The sequence below is a fragment of the Geodermatophilaceae bacterium NBWT11 genome (assembly GCA_014218215.1).
GTDB lineage: Bacteria > Actinomycetota > Actinomycetes > Mycobacteriales > Geodermatophilaceae > Klenkia.
Genome location: CP043652.1, coordinates 2455520 through 2471544, shown reverse-complemented (window position 1 = coordinate 2471544; position 16025 = coordinate 2455520). Strand labels below are relative to the sequence as shown.

Annotated in this window: 12 protein-coding genes, 1 tRNA gene and 1 pseudogene; 8 read left to right on the top strand and 6 right to left on the bottom strand. The window is 74.1% G+C overall.

Features of this window, described 5'->3' with window-relative positions:
• The first annotated feature begins 62 nt into the window (after positions 1 to 62).
• Positions 63 to 482: pseudogene (locus F1C76_11855) on the top strand (tyrosine-type recombinase/integrase).
• A gap of 155 nt (positions 483 to 637) precedes the next feature.
• Here the strand turns inward: F1C76_11855 and F1C76_11850 are convergent.
• Positions 638 to 724: transfer RNA gene (locus F1C76_11850), tRNA-Ser, on the bottom strand.
• A 113-nt stretch (positions 725 to 837) separates the two neighbouring features.
• Between F1C76_11850 and F1C76_11845 the strand changes: the two genes are divergently transcribed.
• On the top strand, positions 838 to 1968 hold the full coding sequence (locus tag F1C76_11845) for a glycosyltransferase family 1 protein (protein ID QNG37193.1): 1131 nt from the start codon (positions 838 to 840) through the stop codon (positions 1966 to 1968).
• A 76-nt stretch (positions 1969 to 2044) separates the two neighbouring features.
• Here the strand turns inward: F1C76_11845 and F1C76_11840 are convergent, their stop codons facing one another.
• The 4 genes from F1C76_11840 to F1C76_11825 form a co-directional block, all read right to left on the bottom strand.
• The gene (locus F1C76_11840; protein ID QNG37192.1) at positions 2045 to 3700 is read right to left on the bottom strand and encodes a fibronectin type III domain-containing protein; all 1656 of its coding nucleotides are present in this window, start codon (positions 3698 to 3700) and stop codon (positions 2045 to 2047) included.
• A 105-nt stretch (positions 3701 to 3805) separates the two neighbouring features.
• Positions 3806 to 4657 carry a hypothetical protein gene (locus tag F1C76_11835; GenBank protein QNG37191.1) on the bottom strand — a complete coding sequence of 284 codons (852 nt, stop codon included), beginning with the start codon at positions 4655 to 4657 and terminating at the stop codon, positions 3806 to 3808.
• Positions 4657 to 5997 (bottom strand): 3-oxoacyl-ACP reductase, encoded by a 1341-nt coding sequence (locus F1C76_11830; GenBank protein QNG37190.1) that lies wholly within the window; start codon positions 5995 to 5997, stop codon positions 4657 to 4659. Before F1C76_11830 ends, F1C76_11835 begins: the two co-directional genes overlap by 1 nt.
• A 16-nt stretch (positions 5998 to 6013) precedes the next feature.
• Positions 6014 to 7300, bottom strand: coding sequence for an acetyl-CoA C-acetyltransferase (locus tag F1C76_11825; protein QNG37189.1), 1287 nt, complete (start codon positions 7298 to 7300; stop codon positions 6014 to 6016).
• A gap of 92 nt (positions 7301 to 7392) precedes the next feature.
• Here F1C76_11825 and F1C76_11820 point away from each other — a divergent pair, with 92 nt between their 5' ends.
• The 5 genes from F1C76_11820 to F1C76_11800 all read left to right on the top strand — a co-directional run bounded on the left by F1C76_11820 (position 7393) and on the right by F1C76_11800 (position 14453).
• Positions 7393 to 8055, top strand: a complete 663-nt coding sequence (locus F1C76_11820) for a TetR/AcrR family transcriptional regulator (protein ID QNG39189.1) — start codon at positions 7393 to 7395, stop codon at positions 8053 to 8055.
• Positions 8052 to 10106: an acyl-CoA oxidase gene (locus tag F1C76_11815; protein ID QNG37188.1), complete on the top strand. Its 2055-nt coding sequence runs from the start codon at positions 8052 to 8054 to the stop codon at positions 10104 to 10106. Before F1C76_11820 ends, F1C76_11815 begins: the two co-directional genes overlap by 4 nt.
• Before the next feature lie 16 nt (positions 10107 to 10122).
• Positions 10123 to 10887, top strand: a complete 765-nt coding sequence (locus F1C76_11810) for a hypothetical protein (protein ID QNG37187.1) — start codon at positions 10123 to 10125, stop codon at positions 10885 to 10887.
• A 177-nt stretch (positions 10888 to 11064) separates the two neighbouring features.
• Entirely contained in the window at positions 11065 to 13326 is a 2262-nt protein-coding gene (locus F1C76_11805; GenBank protein QNG37186.1) for a bifunctional diguanylate cyclase/phosphodiesterase, read from the top strand.
• Positions 13233 to 14453: an EAL domain-containing protein gene (locus F1C76_11800; protein QNG37185.1), complete on the top strand. Its 1221-nt coding sequence runs from the start codon at positions 13233 to 13235 to the stop codon at positions 14451 to 14453. The genes F1C76_11805 and F1C76_11800 overlap by 94 nt, the downstream gene beginning before the upstream one ends.
• Positions 14454 to 14456: 3 nt before the next feature.
• Here the strand turns inward: F1C76_11800 and F1C76_11795 are convergent, their stop codons facing one another.
• A complete protein-coding gene (locus F1C76_11795; GenBank protein QNG37184.1) occupies positions 14457 to 15380 on the bottom strand; it encodes an aldo/keto reductase in 924 nt (307 codons plus the stop codon).
• Between the two features lie 307 nt (positions 15381 to 15687).
• On the opposite strand from F1C76_11795, the gene F1C76_11790 reads away from it, so the two are divergent.
• Positions 15688 to 15975, top strand: a complete 288-nt coding sequence (locus tag F1C76_11790; protein ID QNG37183.1) for an integration host factor — start codon at positions 15688 to 15690, stop codon at positions 15973 to 15975.
• The last annotated feature ends 50 nt before the right edge of the window (positions 15976 to 16025 follow it).

The following is a 16025-nucleotide window of genomic DNA, read 5'->3' as shown; positions in this document are numbered from 1 at the left end:
TGCCGCATCGCCGGCGGGCCCGGTGAAGCTCGGGTGCTCGGGGAACCTGCGTATGGAGGAAACTGGCCGCGCTGCGCATCGAGGACGTCGACTTGGACGCAGGCACCATCTCCGCCCGCCGTCAGATCGTCGAGACCGACGACGGCCCCGCGAAGGACCGCCCAAGGCCGACAGTCAGCGGACCGTGCACCTGCCGGACCAGGGCATCGACGCCGTGGACGAACACCTCCGCGTACGGGGAGCCTCGGACCCCGGCAGCCAACCTGTTCGCCCGACCGGACGGCAGCGCTCTGCGCGCCCACCACGTGCACTCGGCCTGGCAGACGACACGTCGCCATGTGGGTCTCCCGGAGGCGCACCTGCCCGACCTGCGGCACACCGGCCTGACGGTGGCCGCCCAGAGCGGTGCCACCCTGGCCGAGGTCATGCGCCGTGCCGGCCACTCCTCCACGCGCGCCGCGATGAGCTACCAGCACGCCGCGGACCCAGCGCGACGCAGAGGTCGCGAACCGGCTCGGCCGGCTCTGGGAGGGCACGCGCGCGACCCGAACGGGCACGCAGCGGGCACGACGGGGCATCTGAGCCACCTCAGCCCGGCCCCGAACTCAGAGCCGAGGCATGAACGTGCTGTTCAGAGCGGAGGGCGAGGGATTCGAACCCTCGAGGAGCTTTCACCCCTAGCGGTTTTCAAGACCGCCGCCATCGGCCACTAGGCGAGCCCTCCCGGCGCCGCCGACCCTATCCCGGGGCGCCGCGGTGGGTGATCGTCGTCCGGACGCCGTCGACCCGTCGGGTGCCCGTCACCCGCAGGCGACCTGGGACCGGTGTCCTGGGGGCATGCGGGTGGCCCTGGTGTCCGAGACCTTCAGCCCAGCGGTGAACGGCGTGGTCACGTCGGTGCTGCGCGCCGCCGACCACCTGGCGCTGCGTGGCCACGAACCGGTGGTGATCGCGCCGTCCGGGTCCTCCTACGAGTCCCGCTGCGGTGCGCGGGTGGAGGTGCACCCGGTGCGGGCGGTCCGTCTGCCCGGGTACCGGGAGCTGCCGCTGGCCGCGCCGACCGCCGAGGTCGGCGCGCTGCTGGACCGGCTGCGCCCGGACGTCGTCCACCTGGCCTCTCCCGCCGTGCTCGGCTCAGCCGCTGCGCGCGCCGCCCAGGTCCGGGACATCCCGGCGGTCGCGGTGTTCCAGACCGACCTGGCCGCCTACGCCGGGCGCTACCGGCTCCCGGGCGGCGCGGCGACGGCGTGGCGGTGGCTGCGTGCGGTCCACGACCGGGCGGCGCTGACGCTGGTGCCCTCGACCCCGACGATGGCGATGCTGCGCCGACACGGCATCGGTCCGCTCGCGCTGTGGGCTCGCGGGGTCGACCTCGAGCAGTTCGCCCCCGGCCGCCGGTCCCCGGCGTTACGCGCCTCGCTGGCCCCGGACGGCGAACTGCTGGTGGGCACGGTCGCTCGGCTGGCGGTGGAGAAGCGGCTGCACCTGCTCGGCCCGTTGTCCGAGCTGCCCGGGGTGCGCCTGGTGGTGGTCGGCGACGGCCCGCAGCGCCGGGCCCTGCAGCGCGCGCTCCCCCGGGCGGTGTTCGCCGGCCGGGTGGTGGGCGCCGAGCTCGGCGAGCTGGTGTCCTCGCTGGACCTGCTCGTGCACCCGGGCGCGGACGAGACCTTCTGCCAGGCCGTGCAGGAGGCCCTCGCCGCCGGAGTCCCGGCACTGGTCGCTGCATCGGGCGGGCCGCTGGACCTCGTGCGGCACGGCGAGAACGGCTGGCTCTGGGCCGGCGACGACCCGCAGGTGCTGGCCGCTCAGGTCGCCGGCCTGCGCGACGACCGGCTCTCGCTGCGGGTGGCTGCCGCCCGGGCCCGCCCGTCGGTCGCGCACCGCACCTGGGGTCGGCTGGGCGACGAGCTGATCGGTCACTACGAGCGGGTGCTCGGCGTCCCCGCCGTCCGCTCGCTCAGTGCCTGAGACGTTTCCGCGGAAACACGCCGGCGGCCCCGCCTCCCGGGTGGGAGACGGGGCCGCCGGGTCCAGCGCGTGCGGGTCAGACGGTGCTGCGGCGGCGGGCGCCGACCAGCAGCCCCATGCCGGCGAGCACCGCGAGGGCGCCACCGGCCAGCGGGACGGCGGTGTCGACGCCGGTGTTGGCCAGCGTCGCGCTGGTGACGACCCCACCGGACACGGTCACCGTGATGACCAGGTTCCGGGTGGTGAAGTCGGGGTTGATCCCGGTGGCGACCAGGGTGTGGGTGCCGTTGGTCAGGTTCGCCGGCAGCGTGATCTGGGTGCGGAAGAACCCGGTGTCATCGGTGTCGACGGTGCCCAGGTCGATCGGGGTGGAGAAGAGGCTCAGCCGCACCGTGGAGTACAGCGCGAAGCCCTGGCCCTGGACGGTCAGCGTCTGGCCGGCGGTGACCGCGGTGATGGGGCCGGCCGGGCCGACGATGTCGCCGTCGTCCTTGGTCGGGACCGAGGACGGGACGGCCGGGGCGGGGACGGTGACGGCCTCCTGGACGGCGGAGAGGCCGCGGCGACCCTCGTCGTCGAGCGCGGTGACGCCGACGGTGTAGCCCGAGCTGGCGGGCAGAGCGAAGGTGCAGGTCAGCACGGTCGGCTGGTCGGTCGCACAGACGCCGCCGTTGCCGCTGCGGCCGGTGCCGTAGCCCACGTCGTAGCCGCTCACGTCGCCGGACGGCGCGGTCCAGGTCAGGGTGACCTGCGAGGGCCCGGTGGTGAGCGAGGTGATCGCCGGGGCGGCGAGGGGCTCGTACGGGGTGGCCGTCTGGAAGTCGCTGGCGTCGCCCTTCACCGACCCGTCGGCACCGCTGACCGCACGGACGCCGACGTTGTACTCGGTCTCGTTGGTCAGGCCGGTGACGGTCCCGGAGAGGGTGCCCTCCTCGTCGGTCACGGCCAGGGGTGCCCAGGTGAGTCCGCCGTCGACGGTGACCTCGTAGCCGGTGACCTCGATGCCGTTGTCGTTCTGCGGAGCCACGAAGACGACGGTCACCGAGCCGTCGCCTGCGGTGACGTAGTTGAGATACGGGGCGTAGGACACCGCGCACTCGTTCGCACTGGCGGTGATGTAGCCAGGACCGACGGAGGTCGACGCCGTGGCCGACTCGACGTCGAGCAGGAAGTTCGTCTCGTCGCCCTCGCCGCTGCCGCCGAGCTCACCGCCGCCGCCATCGCCACCGAAGGCGCCGATGACCGCGTCCTCGTCCGCACCCGTCATGAGGGTCACGACCGAGCCGGCTCCCCCGCCGCCACCCGCCTCGCTCCCGTCGACAGTCCCGCCCGCGCCACCGTCGGACCAGCCGCTGCCGCCGCCAGCACCGGCCGTCGCGGTGTCGCTGTCGACGTCGTAGCTGCCGTGGCCCCCGGACTCCCCGGGGTAGAGGGAGTAGACCTCTCCTGCCTCGGCATCCAGGTCGGCGGTCACCTCGCCGCCGTAGGCCCCCTTGACGTCTCCGGTGGCGTATCCGCCCATCGCACCGGTCACGGTCCAGGTGATGGAGCAGACCCCGGCCCCGACCTGGAAGGAGCTCACGTCGTCGGAGGAGAACTGGTCTCCGGCCTCGAGGGTGGGCAGGGGCTCAGCCGAGGCAACCCCGGAGACGCCGAGGACAGCGGTGGACATCCCGATCGTGGACACGGCCAGCAGGCCGAGCGCACGGCGGGACGGGGACGTGAAACGCATGGGCGGGCTCCCCCGGGGTGGCCCGGGACGCCGGGCACGCGGTGGGGTCGTTCCCACCGCCCACCCCATCGGCAGCCTGGCAAGAACCTGTGACCATCCGACCGGCTACAGCGGGCGGACGAGCCCCAGCACGTGGTCGGCGCCGGACTTCTCGTTGCGCACCGTCAGGTCCCACCCGCCGTCGACGGCACCGGTGGACAGCGTCACCGTGGAGGGCAGGAAGAGCGGCTTCTTGAACGCCACGTCCACCGAGAACGACTCCGGAAGCCGACCCGAGAGGGCGGCGAGCGCCCGGGCCTTGACCCACATGCCGTGTGCGATGGCCCGCTTGAACCCGAACGCCTTCGCGGTGAGGCCGGACAGGTGGATCGGGTTCACGTCGCCGGAGACCTTGGCGTAGCGCCGGCCGGCGTCGTCGGGCACCCGCCACTGCGCGGCCGGGGACACCTCGCCGACGGTCAGGTCGAGGTCGGCCGGCTCACCGGAGGGCGCCGTGGCACTGCGGGACAGGTACGTCGAGCGACCGCGCCACACCTCGTCACCGCGGGAGCGCACCGAGGCGACCAGGTCGACCGTCGCGCCCGAGCGGTGCGGGCGGAGGTCGTCGGCCCAGACCTCGAGGTCGAGCTTCTCCGACGCCAGCACCGGCCGGACGACGTCGACCCGGTTGCGCACGTGCACCAGCCCGGGCAGCGCCAGCGGGAACGCCTTGTCGGCCATCAGCGCGACCTGCAGCGGGAAGGTCAGCACGTGCGGGAAGGTCGGCGGCAGGACGTCGCCGAGCGGGAACCGGCAGACCTGCGCGTAGTCCGCGACCTGCACCGGGTCCACCTCGACGGCGACCCGGGCCAGGTGCGTGTCGGGCAGGTCGCCACCGCGCCCGCGGGCCGACAACGCGGCCTGGGCGAAGAGCTTCGCCATGGAGGGGGCCGAGGAGAGGACCACCGGGGCGCCCATCAGGCGCCCAACATCGACTGGCCGCAGACCCGCACGGTCTGGCCGTTGACCCCGCCGGACCCCGGCTGGGAGAGCCAGGCGATCGTCTCGGCGACGTCCACCGGCAGCCCACCCTGCTGCATCGAGTTGATCCGGGAGCCCACCTCGCGGGTCCCGAAGGGCATCTTCGCCGTCATCTCGGTGACGATGAACCCCGGCGCCACGGCGTTGATCGCCCCACCGCGCGAGGCGAACTCCGGGGCCCAGGCGCGCACCATGCCGATGATCCCGGCCTTGGACGCGGCGTAGTTGGTCTGCCCGCGGTTGCCGGCGATGCCGCTGGTCGAGCTGACGCACACGACCCGGAACCCGTCACGCAGCACGCCGTCGGCGTCCAGGAGTGCCTGGGTGATGTCCAGCTGGGCCTGCAGGTTGACCGCCATCACCGAGTTCCAGCGTGCCGTGTCCATGTTGACCAGCAGCTTGTCCCGGGTGATGCCGGCGTTGTGCACGACGACGTCGACCCCGCCGTGCCGTTCCCGTAGGTGCTCGACCAGGCGCCGAGCCGCGTCGGGGGCGGTGATGTCGAGCTGCAGCGCCGTCCCGCCGACCTCGTTGGCGACGTCGGCGAGTGCCTGTCCGGCGGCCGGGACGTCGACGGCGACCACGTGGGCGCCGTCCCGGGCGATGGTGCGCGCGATGGCCGCACCGATGCCGCGCGCGGCACCGGTGACGACGGCGACCTTGCCGGCCAGCGGGCGGGCGACGTCCTCGGCCGGGGGCAACTGGGCCGCCGACACGGTGACGACCTGACCGTCGACGTAGGCCGACCGGCCGGAGAGGAAGAAGCGCACGGGGCTGGCGATGGAGGCCTCGGCGCCGAGGGGCACGTAGACCAGGTTCGCGGTCGCCCCGGCACGCAGCTCCTTGCCGATCGAGCGGACCAGGCCGTCGAGGGCCTGCCGGGCCGCGGACTGCGCCGGGGAGGCGGTCTCCGACGGTGGGTCGCCCAGCACGAGCACCCGGCCATTGGGGCGCAGCCGCTTGAGGGCCGGGGCCAGGAAGTCGTGCGCGCTGGCCAGGTCGGCCGGGCCGGTGACGCCGGTGGCGTCGAGCAGCACCGCCGACAGCTTCTCGGTGTCGGCGGCCGGGGACAGCACGGTCACCCCGGCCTCGGTCAGCAGCGAGGTCAGCTCCGCGCGGAGGCGCCCCTCACCGGCCGAGCCGACGACGGCGGGACCGGGCAGCAGCGGGTCGCCGGGGGTGTGCCGGCGCAGCACGGCCGGGCGGGGCAGGCCGAGCTGCTTGGTGACGGTCGTGCCGACACCGGAGTTCGCGAAGTCGCGGTACCAGTCGCTCATGGGGTGGGTCTCCTTCTCAGGACTCGAGGACGGCGACGACGCCCTGGCCGCCGGCGGCGCAGATCGAGATCAGCCCGCGCTTGCCCGGGCCCATCTCGTGCAGCGCCTTGGCCAGCGAGGCCACGATGCGACCGCCGGTGGCGGCGAACGGGTGGCCGGCGGCGAGCGAGGAGCCGTTGACGTTGAGCTTGCTGCGGTCGATGGAGCCCAGCGGGGCGTCCAGGCCCAGCTTGTCCCGGCAGAACGCCGGGTCCTCCCAGGCCGCCATGGTGGACAGCACGGTGGAGGCGAACGCCTCGTGGATCTCGTACAGGTCGAAGTCCTGCAGGGTCAGGCCGTTGCGGGCCAGCATCACCGGCATCGCGTAGGCCGGGGCCATGAGCAGGCCCTCGCCGCCGTGCACGTAGTCCACGGCCGCGGTCTGCGCATCGACGAGGTGCGCGAGCACCGGCAGGCCCTTCGACGCGGCCCACTCGTCGCTGGCCAGCAGCACCACCGAGGCCCCGTCGGTCAGCGGGGTGGAGTTGGCCGCCGTCATGGTGGCGCCCTCGCCCTTGCCGAAGACCGGCTTCAGGGTGGCCAGCTTCTCCAGCGAGGACTCCGGCCGCAGGTTCTGGTCGCGGGTGAGGCCGAGGAACGGCGTCATCAGGTCGTCGAAGAAGCCGCGGTCGTAGGCGGCGGCCAGGTGCTGGTGGCTGGCGACGGTGAGCTCGTCCTGGGACTCCCGGGTGACGGCCCACTCCTTCGCCGTGATCGCGGCGTGCTCGCCCATCGACAGCCCGGTGCGCGGCTCGACGTTGCGCGGGATGTCGGGAGCGAGCTGGCCCGGCCGGATCGCCGAGATGGCCTTGAGCCGCTGCGGGAGGGTCTTCGCGTTGTTGAGCGCGATGAGCGCGTGCCGCAGGTCCTCGTTCACCGCGAGGGGAGCGTCGGAGGTGGTGTCCACCCCGCCGGCGATGCCGGACTCGATCTGGCCCAGGGCGATCTTGTTGGCCACCAGCACGGCGGCCTCCAGACCGGTGCCGCACGCCTGCTGGACGTCGTAGGCAGGGGTCGCGGCCGACAGCCGGGAGCCGAGCACGGACTCGCGGGTCAGGTTGAAGTCGCGCGAGTGCTTGAGGACGGCGCCGGCCACGACCTCGCCGACCGTCTCGTCCTGCAGCCCGAAGCGGGCGACCAGTCCGTCGAGGGTCGCGGTGAGCATGTCCTGGTTGGACGCCCGGGCGTAGGCGGAGTTGGAGCGGGCGAAGGGGATGCGGTTCCCGCCGACGATCGCGGCCGAGCGGGTGTCAGGGCGGGTCACGGAGTGCCTCCGTCGAGTGGCGGGCGTTGTCGGTACCGACGGTATCAGGTACCGTCGGTGCCGTGAAAGCCGAGGCGGTGACGAAGCACGAGATCGGACCCCTGCCCCGCGACAAGCGGGACTCCCGGTGGGACGAGCACCGGCGGGCCCGTCGGGAGCAGCTCGTCCAGGCCACGGTCACCGCGGTCGGCGAGCACGGCCCCGGGGTGGGCATGGAGGAGATCGCCGCCGCGGCAGGGACGTCGAAGACCGTCGTCTACCGGCACTTCGCCGACCGCGGCGAGCTGCACCTCGCCGTCTGCGCCCAGGTCGCCGAGCAGCTGCTCGCGGCCCTGCGCGTGGCCATGGCCGACACCGACCGGCCCCGCCAGATGGTCGCCGCCGCCATCGACACCTACCTGGCCTTCATCGAGGCCGATCCCGAGCTCTACCGCTTCGTCGTCCACTCCCCCGCCGACCGCGACCCCGAGGCCGACCCGATCGCCGGGCTCAGCGAACTCGTCGGCGACCAGGCCGCCGCCCTCGTCGAGCTGGCCCTGGAGCAGGCCGGCCGGGACACCGCCGCCGCCGGCCCCTGGGGCCACGGCCTGGTGGGCCTGGTCCGCTCGGCCGGCGACCGCTGGCTCGGCTCGGCGGGCGGCATGTCCCGCGGCGAGCTCACCGCACACCTCACCGACCTCGCGTGGACCGGACTGTCCGGCGTCGTGGTCGAGATCCCCGAGAAGACCCGGCACCACACGGAGGAGAACCGATGACCAGCACGCCGCTCCCCACCACGGTCGACCCGGCCCGCCTCACCGAGGTGCTCGACGGCCGCTGGGCACAGGTCCGCCGCGACGCCCGCGAGCAGCTCGGGGAGGAGAAGTACGCCCCCGTCTACGGCGAGTCCAACGCCGAGGCCCGTGCGCGGATCACCGGCCTGACCAAGGAGCTCGCCGCCACCGGCCGCACCGCGCTGGGCTTCCCGCGCGCCTACGGCGGGCAGGAGGACGCCGGCGCCTCGGTCACCTCGATCGAGATGCTCGCGTTCGGCGACCTGTCGCTGATGGTCAAGGCCGGCGTGCAGTGGGGGCTGTTCGGCGGCGCCGTGCAGCTGCTGGGCACCGAGCGGCACCACGAGCGGTTCCTCGCCGACATCATCTCCGCCGACCTCATGGGCTGCTTCGCGATGACCGAGACCGGCCACGGGTCCGACGTCCAGCAGCTGCGGACGACGTGCACCTACGACCCGGCGACGGAGACCTTCGACCTGCACACCCCGCACGACTCGGCCCGCAAGGACTACATCGGCAACGCCGCGCAGGACGGCCGGATGGCCGTCGTGTTCGCCCAGCTGGTCAGCGGCGGTGAGCGGCACGGCGTGCACGCCTGGCTGGTGCCCATCCGTGACGAGGCCGGCAACGCCGCGCCCGGCGTCACCATCGGGGACGACGGCGCCAAGGCCGGGCTCAACGGCGTGGACAACGGCCGGCTCTCCTTCGACCACGTCACCGTCCCGCGCGACATGCTGCTGGACCGGTACGGCCAGGTCGCCGCCGACGGCACCTACACGTCCTCCATCGAGAACGAGACCCGCCGCTTCTTCACCATGCTCGGCACCCTGGTGCGCGGGCGGGTCAGCGTCGGTGGGTCGGCGGGCTCGGCGACGAAGCTCGCGCTGGAGATCGCCGTGCGCTACGGCGACGTCCGCCGCCAGTTCGCCGCCCCCGGCGAGGACCGCGAGATCGTGGTCAACGACTACCTGGTGCACCAGCGCAAGCTGCTGCCGGCGCTGGCCACGAGCTACGCGCTGCACTTCGCCCAGGAGGAGCTCGTCTCCACCATGCACGACGTGCAGGGCCAGGCGGACGTCGACGAGGCGGCCCAGCGCGAGCTCGAGTCGCGGGCGGCCGGGCTCAAGGCCGCCCAGACCTGGCACGCCACCGCCACCATCCAGATGGCCCGCGAGGCCTGCGGCGGGGCGGGCTACCTGGCGGAGAACCGGCTGCCGGCGCTCAAGGCCGACACCGACGTCTTCACCACCTTCGAGGGCGACAACACCGTCCTGCTCCAGCTGGTCGCCAAGGGGCTGCTGACCGGGTACCGGGACGCGTTCGGCTCCCTCGACGGCTGGGGCAAGGCCCAGTTCGTCGCCGACCAGGTGCGCGAGACGGTGCTCGAGCGCACCGCGGCCCGCTCGCTGATCGCCCGGCTCGTCGACGCCGTCCCCGGCCGGGACGAGGAGGTCTCGCTGCTGGACCGCGGCTGGCAGCTCAGGGCCTTCGAGGACCGCGAGAAGCACACGCTGGACGGCGCGATCAAGCGGCTGCGCAAGGGGGCGGCCACCAAGGGCATCAAGCCCTTCGACATCTTCAACGACGTGCAGGACCACGTGCTCAAGACGGCGGTCACGCACATCGACCGGGTCGTACTGGAGGCGTTCGTCGCCGGCATCGAGCGGACCACCGACCCCGCGGCCAAGGCGCTGCTGGCCAAGGTGTGCGACCTCTACGCGCTGACCACCATCGAGGCCGACAAGGCCTGGTTCCTCGAGCACGGCCGGCTCACCCCGACCCGGGCCAAGGCGCTCACCGGCGCGGTCAACCAGCTGCTCAAGGAGCTGCGGCCGCACATGCGCACGCTGGTCGACGCCTTCGCGATCCCCGAGGCGTGGGTGAAGTCCTCGATCGTGGACACCGAGGGCGCCCGCCAGGAGGCCATGGCCGCCGAGGACGCCCGCGTCCGGGCCGCCGCACCGGCCGGGGAGTCCGCCGTGGACACCCCCGACGACACCGCCGTCGACCTGGAGATGGCCCCCGCGCAGTAGCGGGCACCATGAGCCGGTGAGCACCACCGGCGCACTCCTCCAGGTCACCGCGGACGTGGCCGCCGACGAGGCGCTGCGCGTCCCTGCGGCGGTCGACCTCGCCGCGATCGTGATCGGAGCCCTCACGGGCGGTCTGCTGGCCGCCCGTGAGGGCTTCGCGGTGTCCGGGGTGCTGCTGCTGGCGGTGTCCGGTGGGCTGGGCGGCGGGTTGATCCGCGACGTGCTGCTCGGCGTGCCGGTGGTGGCGCTGACCAACCCGGCCTACCTGCCGACGGTGGCGATCACCGCGATGGTCACCTTCTTCTTCTCCGGCTGGCTGTCCCGGGCGACGGCGCTGCTGGTCGGTCTGGACGCCCTCACGCTGGGCTTCTTCACCCTGATCGGCGCCCAGAAGGCGCAGCTGGCCGGGCTGCCCAGCGCGAGCGTGGTGTTCATCGGGGTGGTGACGGCGGTCGGGGGCACGGTCATCCGCGACGTGCTGCTCGCCCAGCGCGCCGACATCGTGCAGCCCGGGCCCTACAACGCGGTGGCCGCGCTGATCGGGGCGTCGGCGTTGACGGTGCTCGCCGGTCCGCTGGACGTGCCGCCCCTGCCCGTCGCCGTCCTGGTGATCGTGCTGGTCACCGGGCTGCGCATCCTGTCGGTCTGGCGCGGGTGGGCCGCTCCGGTCGCGATCGACCTGCCGCTGCGGGCCCGGTCCCGGCTGGCCCGGGTGCGCCGGCCCACCACCCGGACGGCGGACGACGCAGCCAGGCGGCGGCGCCGTCTGGGCCGCCGCTGACAGCGATCGGTCACCGGTCGACTGCACCAGGTCACCCCTGCGGGGGATGAGGACCACCCGGACGTTCACCGATGATCACCGTGTCGGGCCAGAGCGGCGCGACACGAAGGGATCCTCATGCAACGGGGGCGACGACCCTGGCCCGCTGCACCGCCCACGGGCGCGGTGCTGGCGGTCGTGGTCGTGCTCGCGGTCTGCCAGGTCCTCGCCGTCACCGCGAGCCCCGACGTCTTCGACCGCTTCGTCTCCAACCTCGCCCAGTTGCTGGCCGGGGCCGCCGCGACCGCGGCCGGGGCCTGGCGGGCTGCCGGCCTCGTCGGCCGCAACCGCTGGTCCTGGGGGCTGCTCACCGCCGGCACCGCGGCCTGGACGCTGGCCCAGGGCTGGTGGTGCTGGGTGGAGATCGTCCAGGACGGCGCCACCCCCTTCCCCTCGTTCGCCGACGTGGGCTTCATCGCCTTCCCCCTGCTGGCCGCCGCCGCACTGCTGCTGCACCCCGCCGGGGGCGGGCGCACGGGCCGGTGGCAGCGCCCCCTGGACGCGCTGATGACCTCGGCCGCGGTCGGCCTGGTGAGCTGGGAGACCACGTTGGGGGCGGTCGTCGCCGTCGACGTCACCGAGAACACCCTGACCTCCGCCCTGCTGGTCGCCTACCCCGTCCTCGACGTGCTGCTCGTCGTGCTGGCCGTCCTCACCCTGGCGCGCAGCACCCGTGGCCGGACGCCGTTGGCCCTGGTCGGGGCCGGGCTGGTCGCCTTCAGCGTCTCCGACAGCGCCTTCGCCTACGTGGCCGCGACCGGCGGCTACGTGGGCAGCTCGCTGGACCTGGGCTGGGTCGCCGGCTTCCTGCTCATCGCGCTGGCGGCGCTGAGCCCTCGGGACGTCGACGGCACCGAGGGGCCGGCAGGCCGGGAGCACACCGTCCGCCGCGCCAGCGCCCGGGCCGCCTTCCTGCCCTACGTGCCGGTCGCGGCGGCCCTCGTCGTCACCGCCGCCCTCGCGGTGGGCGGGCGCCAGCTGGACGGCGGGGAGCTGCTCACCGCCGGACTGGTCGTCGCCCTGCTGCTCGCCCGGCAGTACCTGGCGCTGCGCGACAACGGCCGGCTGGCCGCCGAGCTCGCGGTGCGCGAGGCCGAGCTGCGCCACCAGGCCTTCCACGACGGCCTCACCGGGATCGCCAACCGGGCGCTGTTCCGCGACCGGCTCGAGCACGCCCTCCAGCTGCACGCCCGTGACCTGCGCCCGGTCTCCGTCGTGTTCCTCGACCTCGACGACTTCAAGGTCATCAACGACACCCTCGGGCACGCCGCCGGCGACGAGCTGCTGGTCCGGGTGGCCGAACGGCTCACCGGTTCGGTGCGCACCGGGGACACCGTGGCCCGGCTCGGCGGCGACGAGTTCGCCGTCCTGCTCGAGGACGGCGGGGACCCCCTGCAGATCGGCGACAAGATCGCCGGCGGCCTGACCACCCCGTTCACGCTGCGCGGCACCAGCCTCCAGGTGCACGCCAGCATCGGCATCTGCGCGCTCTCGGCCGACGACCCGCCGATCGCCGCCGACGAGCTGCTGGCCCGCTCGGACACCGCGATGTACTCGGCCAAGCGCTCGGGCAAGGACCGGATCGTCACCTACAGCGTGGGCATGAGCCTGGCCGAGCTGCAGGACCAGGAGCTGCGGCAGGCGCTGCGCACCGCCATCGACGACCGCCGGGTGCGGCTGGCCTACCAGCCGATCGTGGAGCTGGAGACCGGCCGGGTGCTGGGCCTGGAGGCGCTGGCCCGCTGGCGCAACGGGGACGCCGACGTCCCGCCCGACGTCTTCATCCCCCTCGCCGAGCGCACCGGCCTGATGCCGGCGCTCACCGCCGACCTGCTCACCGAGGCCTGCGGCCAGCTCGCGGACTGGACCCGCGGCCGGCACGAACCGCTGACGGTGCACGTCAACATCGCCCCGAGCCAGCTGATCGCCCCCGGTTTCGTGCACACCGTCGGCGAGCTGGTGACCCGCTACCGGCTGCTGCCGGGTCGGCTGGTCCTGGAGATCACCGAGTCCGGCATCTTCGCCGACCTGGACGCCGCCCGGCGCACCGTCGTCCAGCTGCGCACCCTGGGCGTCGGGGTCTCCCTCGACGACTTCGGGGTCGGCTACTCCTCGCTGGCCCAGCTGAACTCGATGCCGCTGGACTCGGTGAAGATCGACCGGTCCTTCCTCACGACCATCGACACCGACGCCCGCCAGGCCACCTTCCTGCGCGCGGTGCTGCGGCTGGCTGACGACATCGGCCTGCAGGTGGTCGCCGAGGGCGTGGAGCGCCCCTCCCAGGTGCGGGCGCTGCGCGAGCTGGGCTGCGAGTTCGCCCAGGGCTACCTGCTGGGCCGGCCGATGGACGGCGCCGACGTGCCCGCCCTGCTCGAGCGCCGCGCCCTCACCGTCGGCTGACCCCCTCGACGGGGTGGGACGGCGTCAAGCCCCCCGCGCCGGGCGTCGACGTACACGGTGTGACCGATCTGTTCGAGCCCACGCGCCGCGCCGACTGCCGCCCGCTGCTGGCCGACCCCGACGACCTCAGCCTCGCGCTGTCGCCGGTGATCGACCTGTCCGCCGCCTCCGTGGCCGGCTGGTCGGCCGCCGCCCGCTTCCCCGGCACCGCCACCCCCGACGTCTGGTTCGCCGCCGCGGCCGACGCGGGTCTCGCCGCCCCCCTGCAGGCCCTGCTGCTGCAGACCGCGCTGGCCCGGCGGCCCGCCGACGGCTGGCTGTCGATCCCGGTCGACCCCTGGCTGCTCGGCGCGCCCGTGGTGCACGAGGCCCTGGACACCCCGCTGGCCGGGGTCCTCCTGGAGCTCGCCGACTCCCCCGTGGACGACGAGGGCACCCTGCTGCGACGCTGCCACCTGCTCGCCGACCGGGGCGCCAGCCTCGCCGTCCCCACCACGCTGCTGCACCGGCTCCCCCAGCTGCCCGCCGACGTCGTCGTCCTGCCCCCGGCGCTGACCGCCGGACTGGCCGGCGACCCGCGCCGCACCGCCGTCGCCGCCGGCGTGCTGGGCTACGCCGAGCGCACCGGCGCCCTCGTGCTGGCCGACGGCGTGGAGACCACCGCCGAGCTGTCGGGCCTCAGCGCCCTCGGGGTGCACCTGGCCCGCGGCTGGCTGCTCGGCCGCCCGGGCGAGACCCCCGGCCCGGCCGCCGCCGACGTCCTGCGGCTGCTGCGCGGACGCGCCGTGCAGGGACGACGGGACGCCAGCGTGGCCGGGCTGCTGCGCCCGGTGCGGTGCTGGCTGCCCGGCCGCGACGACCGCCAGCTCACCCCGCCCGTCGTCGTCCTCGACCCCGACGGCCACCCGGCGACGATGAGCCTGGTCGACGCCCGGACCGGTGTCTGGTTCGACGCCCCCGTCACGCTCACCCTGCCCGCCGACACCCCGGTCGCCGAGGCGCTGCACCGCGCACTGGCCCGGCGGCCGGCGCACCGGTTCGACCCGGTGCCGTGCACCGACGCCCTGGGCGCCGTCGTCGGCCTGCTGCGGGTCGAGGACCTGGCCGGGGCCGCGACCGCCGGCTGAGCGTCAGGCGCTGGCGTCGGTGAGGGCCTGCCGCTCGTCGTCGGTGAGCACCAGGTCGAGCATCGGCAGCAGGTCGGCGAGCTGCTCGACGCTGCGGCCGCTGGCGATCGGGGCGACGACGGTGGGCTGGTCGGCCAGCCAGCGCAGCGCGACGGCCGAGCCGGTGGTGCCGTGGGCCCCGGCGACCTCCGCCAGGGCGGCGAGCACCCGGTCGCCCTTGTCCCCCACGTAGGCCGAGGCGCCCTTGGCCCGCGGGCTGTCGATGGTCTGCCCGGCGGCGTACTTGCCGGTCAGGAAGCCCTTGGCCAGCGAGAAGTAGGGCAGCGTGCCCAGGCCGCGGGCGGCGACGACGTCGCGCAGCTCGTCCTCGTAGACCGGTCGCTCCATCAGGTTGTAGTGCGGCTGCAGCGCCACGTAGGGGGCGAGGCCGTGGGCCTGCTGCAGGTCCAGCGCCTCGGTCAGCCGCGCGGCCGAGTAGTTCGAGGCCGCCACGTACCGCACCTTGCCGGCCTGCACGAGGGCGTCGAAGGCGGTCAGCGACTCCTCCAGCGGGGTCGTCTCGTCGTCGTAGTGGGCGTAGTAGAGGTCGATCGTGTCGACCTGCAGGTTGCGCAGCGAGCGCTCGCACGCAGCCTGGATCTCCGCGGCCGCCAGCGGGTGCTCCTTCTCGCCGGGGCTGGCCTTGGTGGCCACCACCACCCGGTCGCGGGCGCCGCGCTCGGCCATCCACCGGCCCAGGATCTGCTCGCTCAGGCCGTTGCCGTACATCTCCGCGGAGTCCACGAACGGCGACTGCGTCGAGGGCACGGCGTCGTGGAACCGGTCCAGCAGCGCGAAGGACGTCGCCTCGTCCGCGGTCCAGCCGAAGACGTTGCCGCCGAAGCAGAGATCGCTGACGGTGAGATCGGTCCCGGGGAGCTGAGGCATGCCCCGAACCTACGTCGGACCGGTCCCTCACGCTGCGTGGCCGGTGGGGTCGGGAGGGGCTCCGGAGGCCTCCTGGGGCACCGGATCCCCGGAAAACCAGGCCTGTCGCTGGCCAATCCGCAGGTCGGCATGGCACCGTGCCTGACGTCCCTGGTCGACGACGTGGTCGACCAGACCGCCCACGGGGCACCCGAGCGAGCCGGGACCGGCCCGCCAGGAACCCCGCGGAGGCCCCGGACGTCCACCCGGACGACCGGGGAGGCCCGCCCCACGTGGCAGGCCACCAGACCACCGAGAGGAACCCACCGTGAACAAGGCCGAACTCGTCTCCGCCATCTCCAAGCGCGCCGACGTCCCCGCCACCACCGTCGACTCCGTCATCGCCGCCCTCGGCGAGGAGTTCGTCGAGGCCCTGACCCGTGGCGACAAGATCGCCCTGCCGGGTCTGCTGACCCTCGAGCGCGGCTCCCGCTCCGCCCGCACCGGCCGCAACCCGCAGACCGGTGAGTCCATCGAGATCGCCGCCTCGAACACCGCGAAGCTGACCGCCGGCTCGAACCTCAAGAAGGCCGCTGCCGCCGTCCCGGTGAAGTAAGCACCCAGCCCCTCGTCGGCGCCCGTCCCCGACCACCGGGGCGGGCGCCG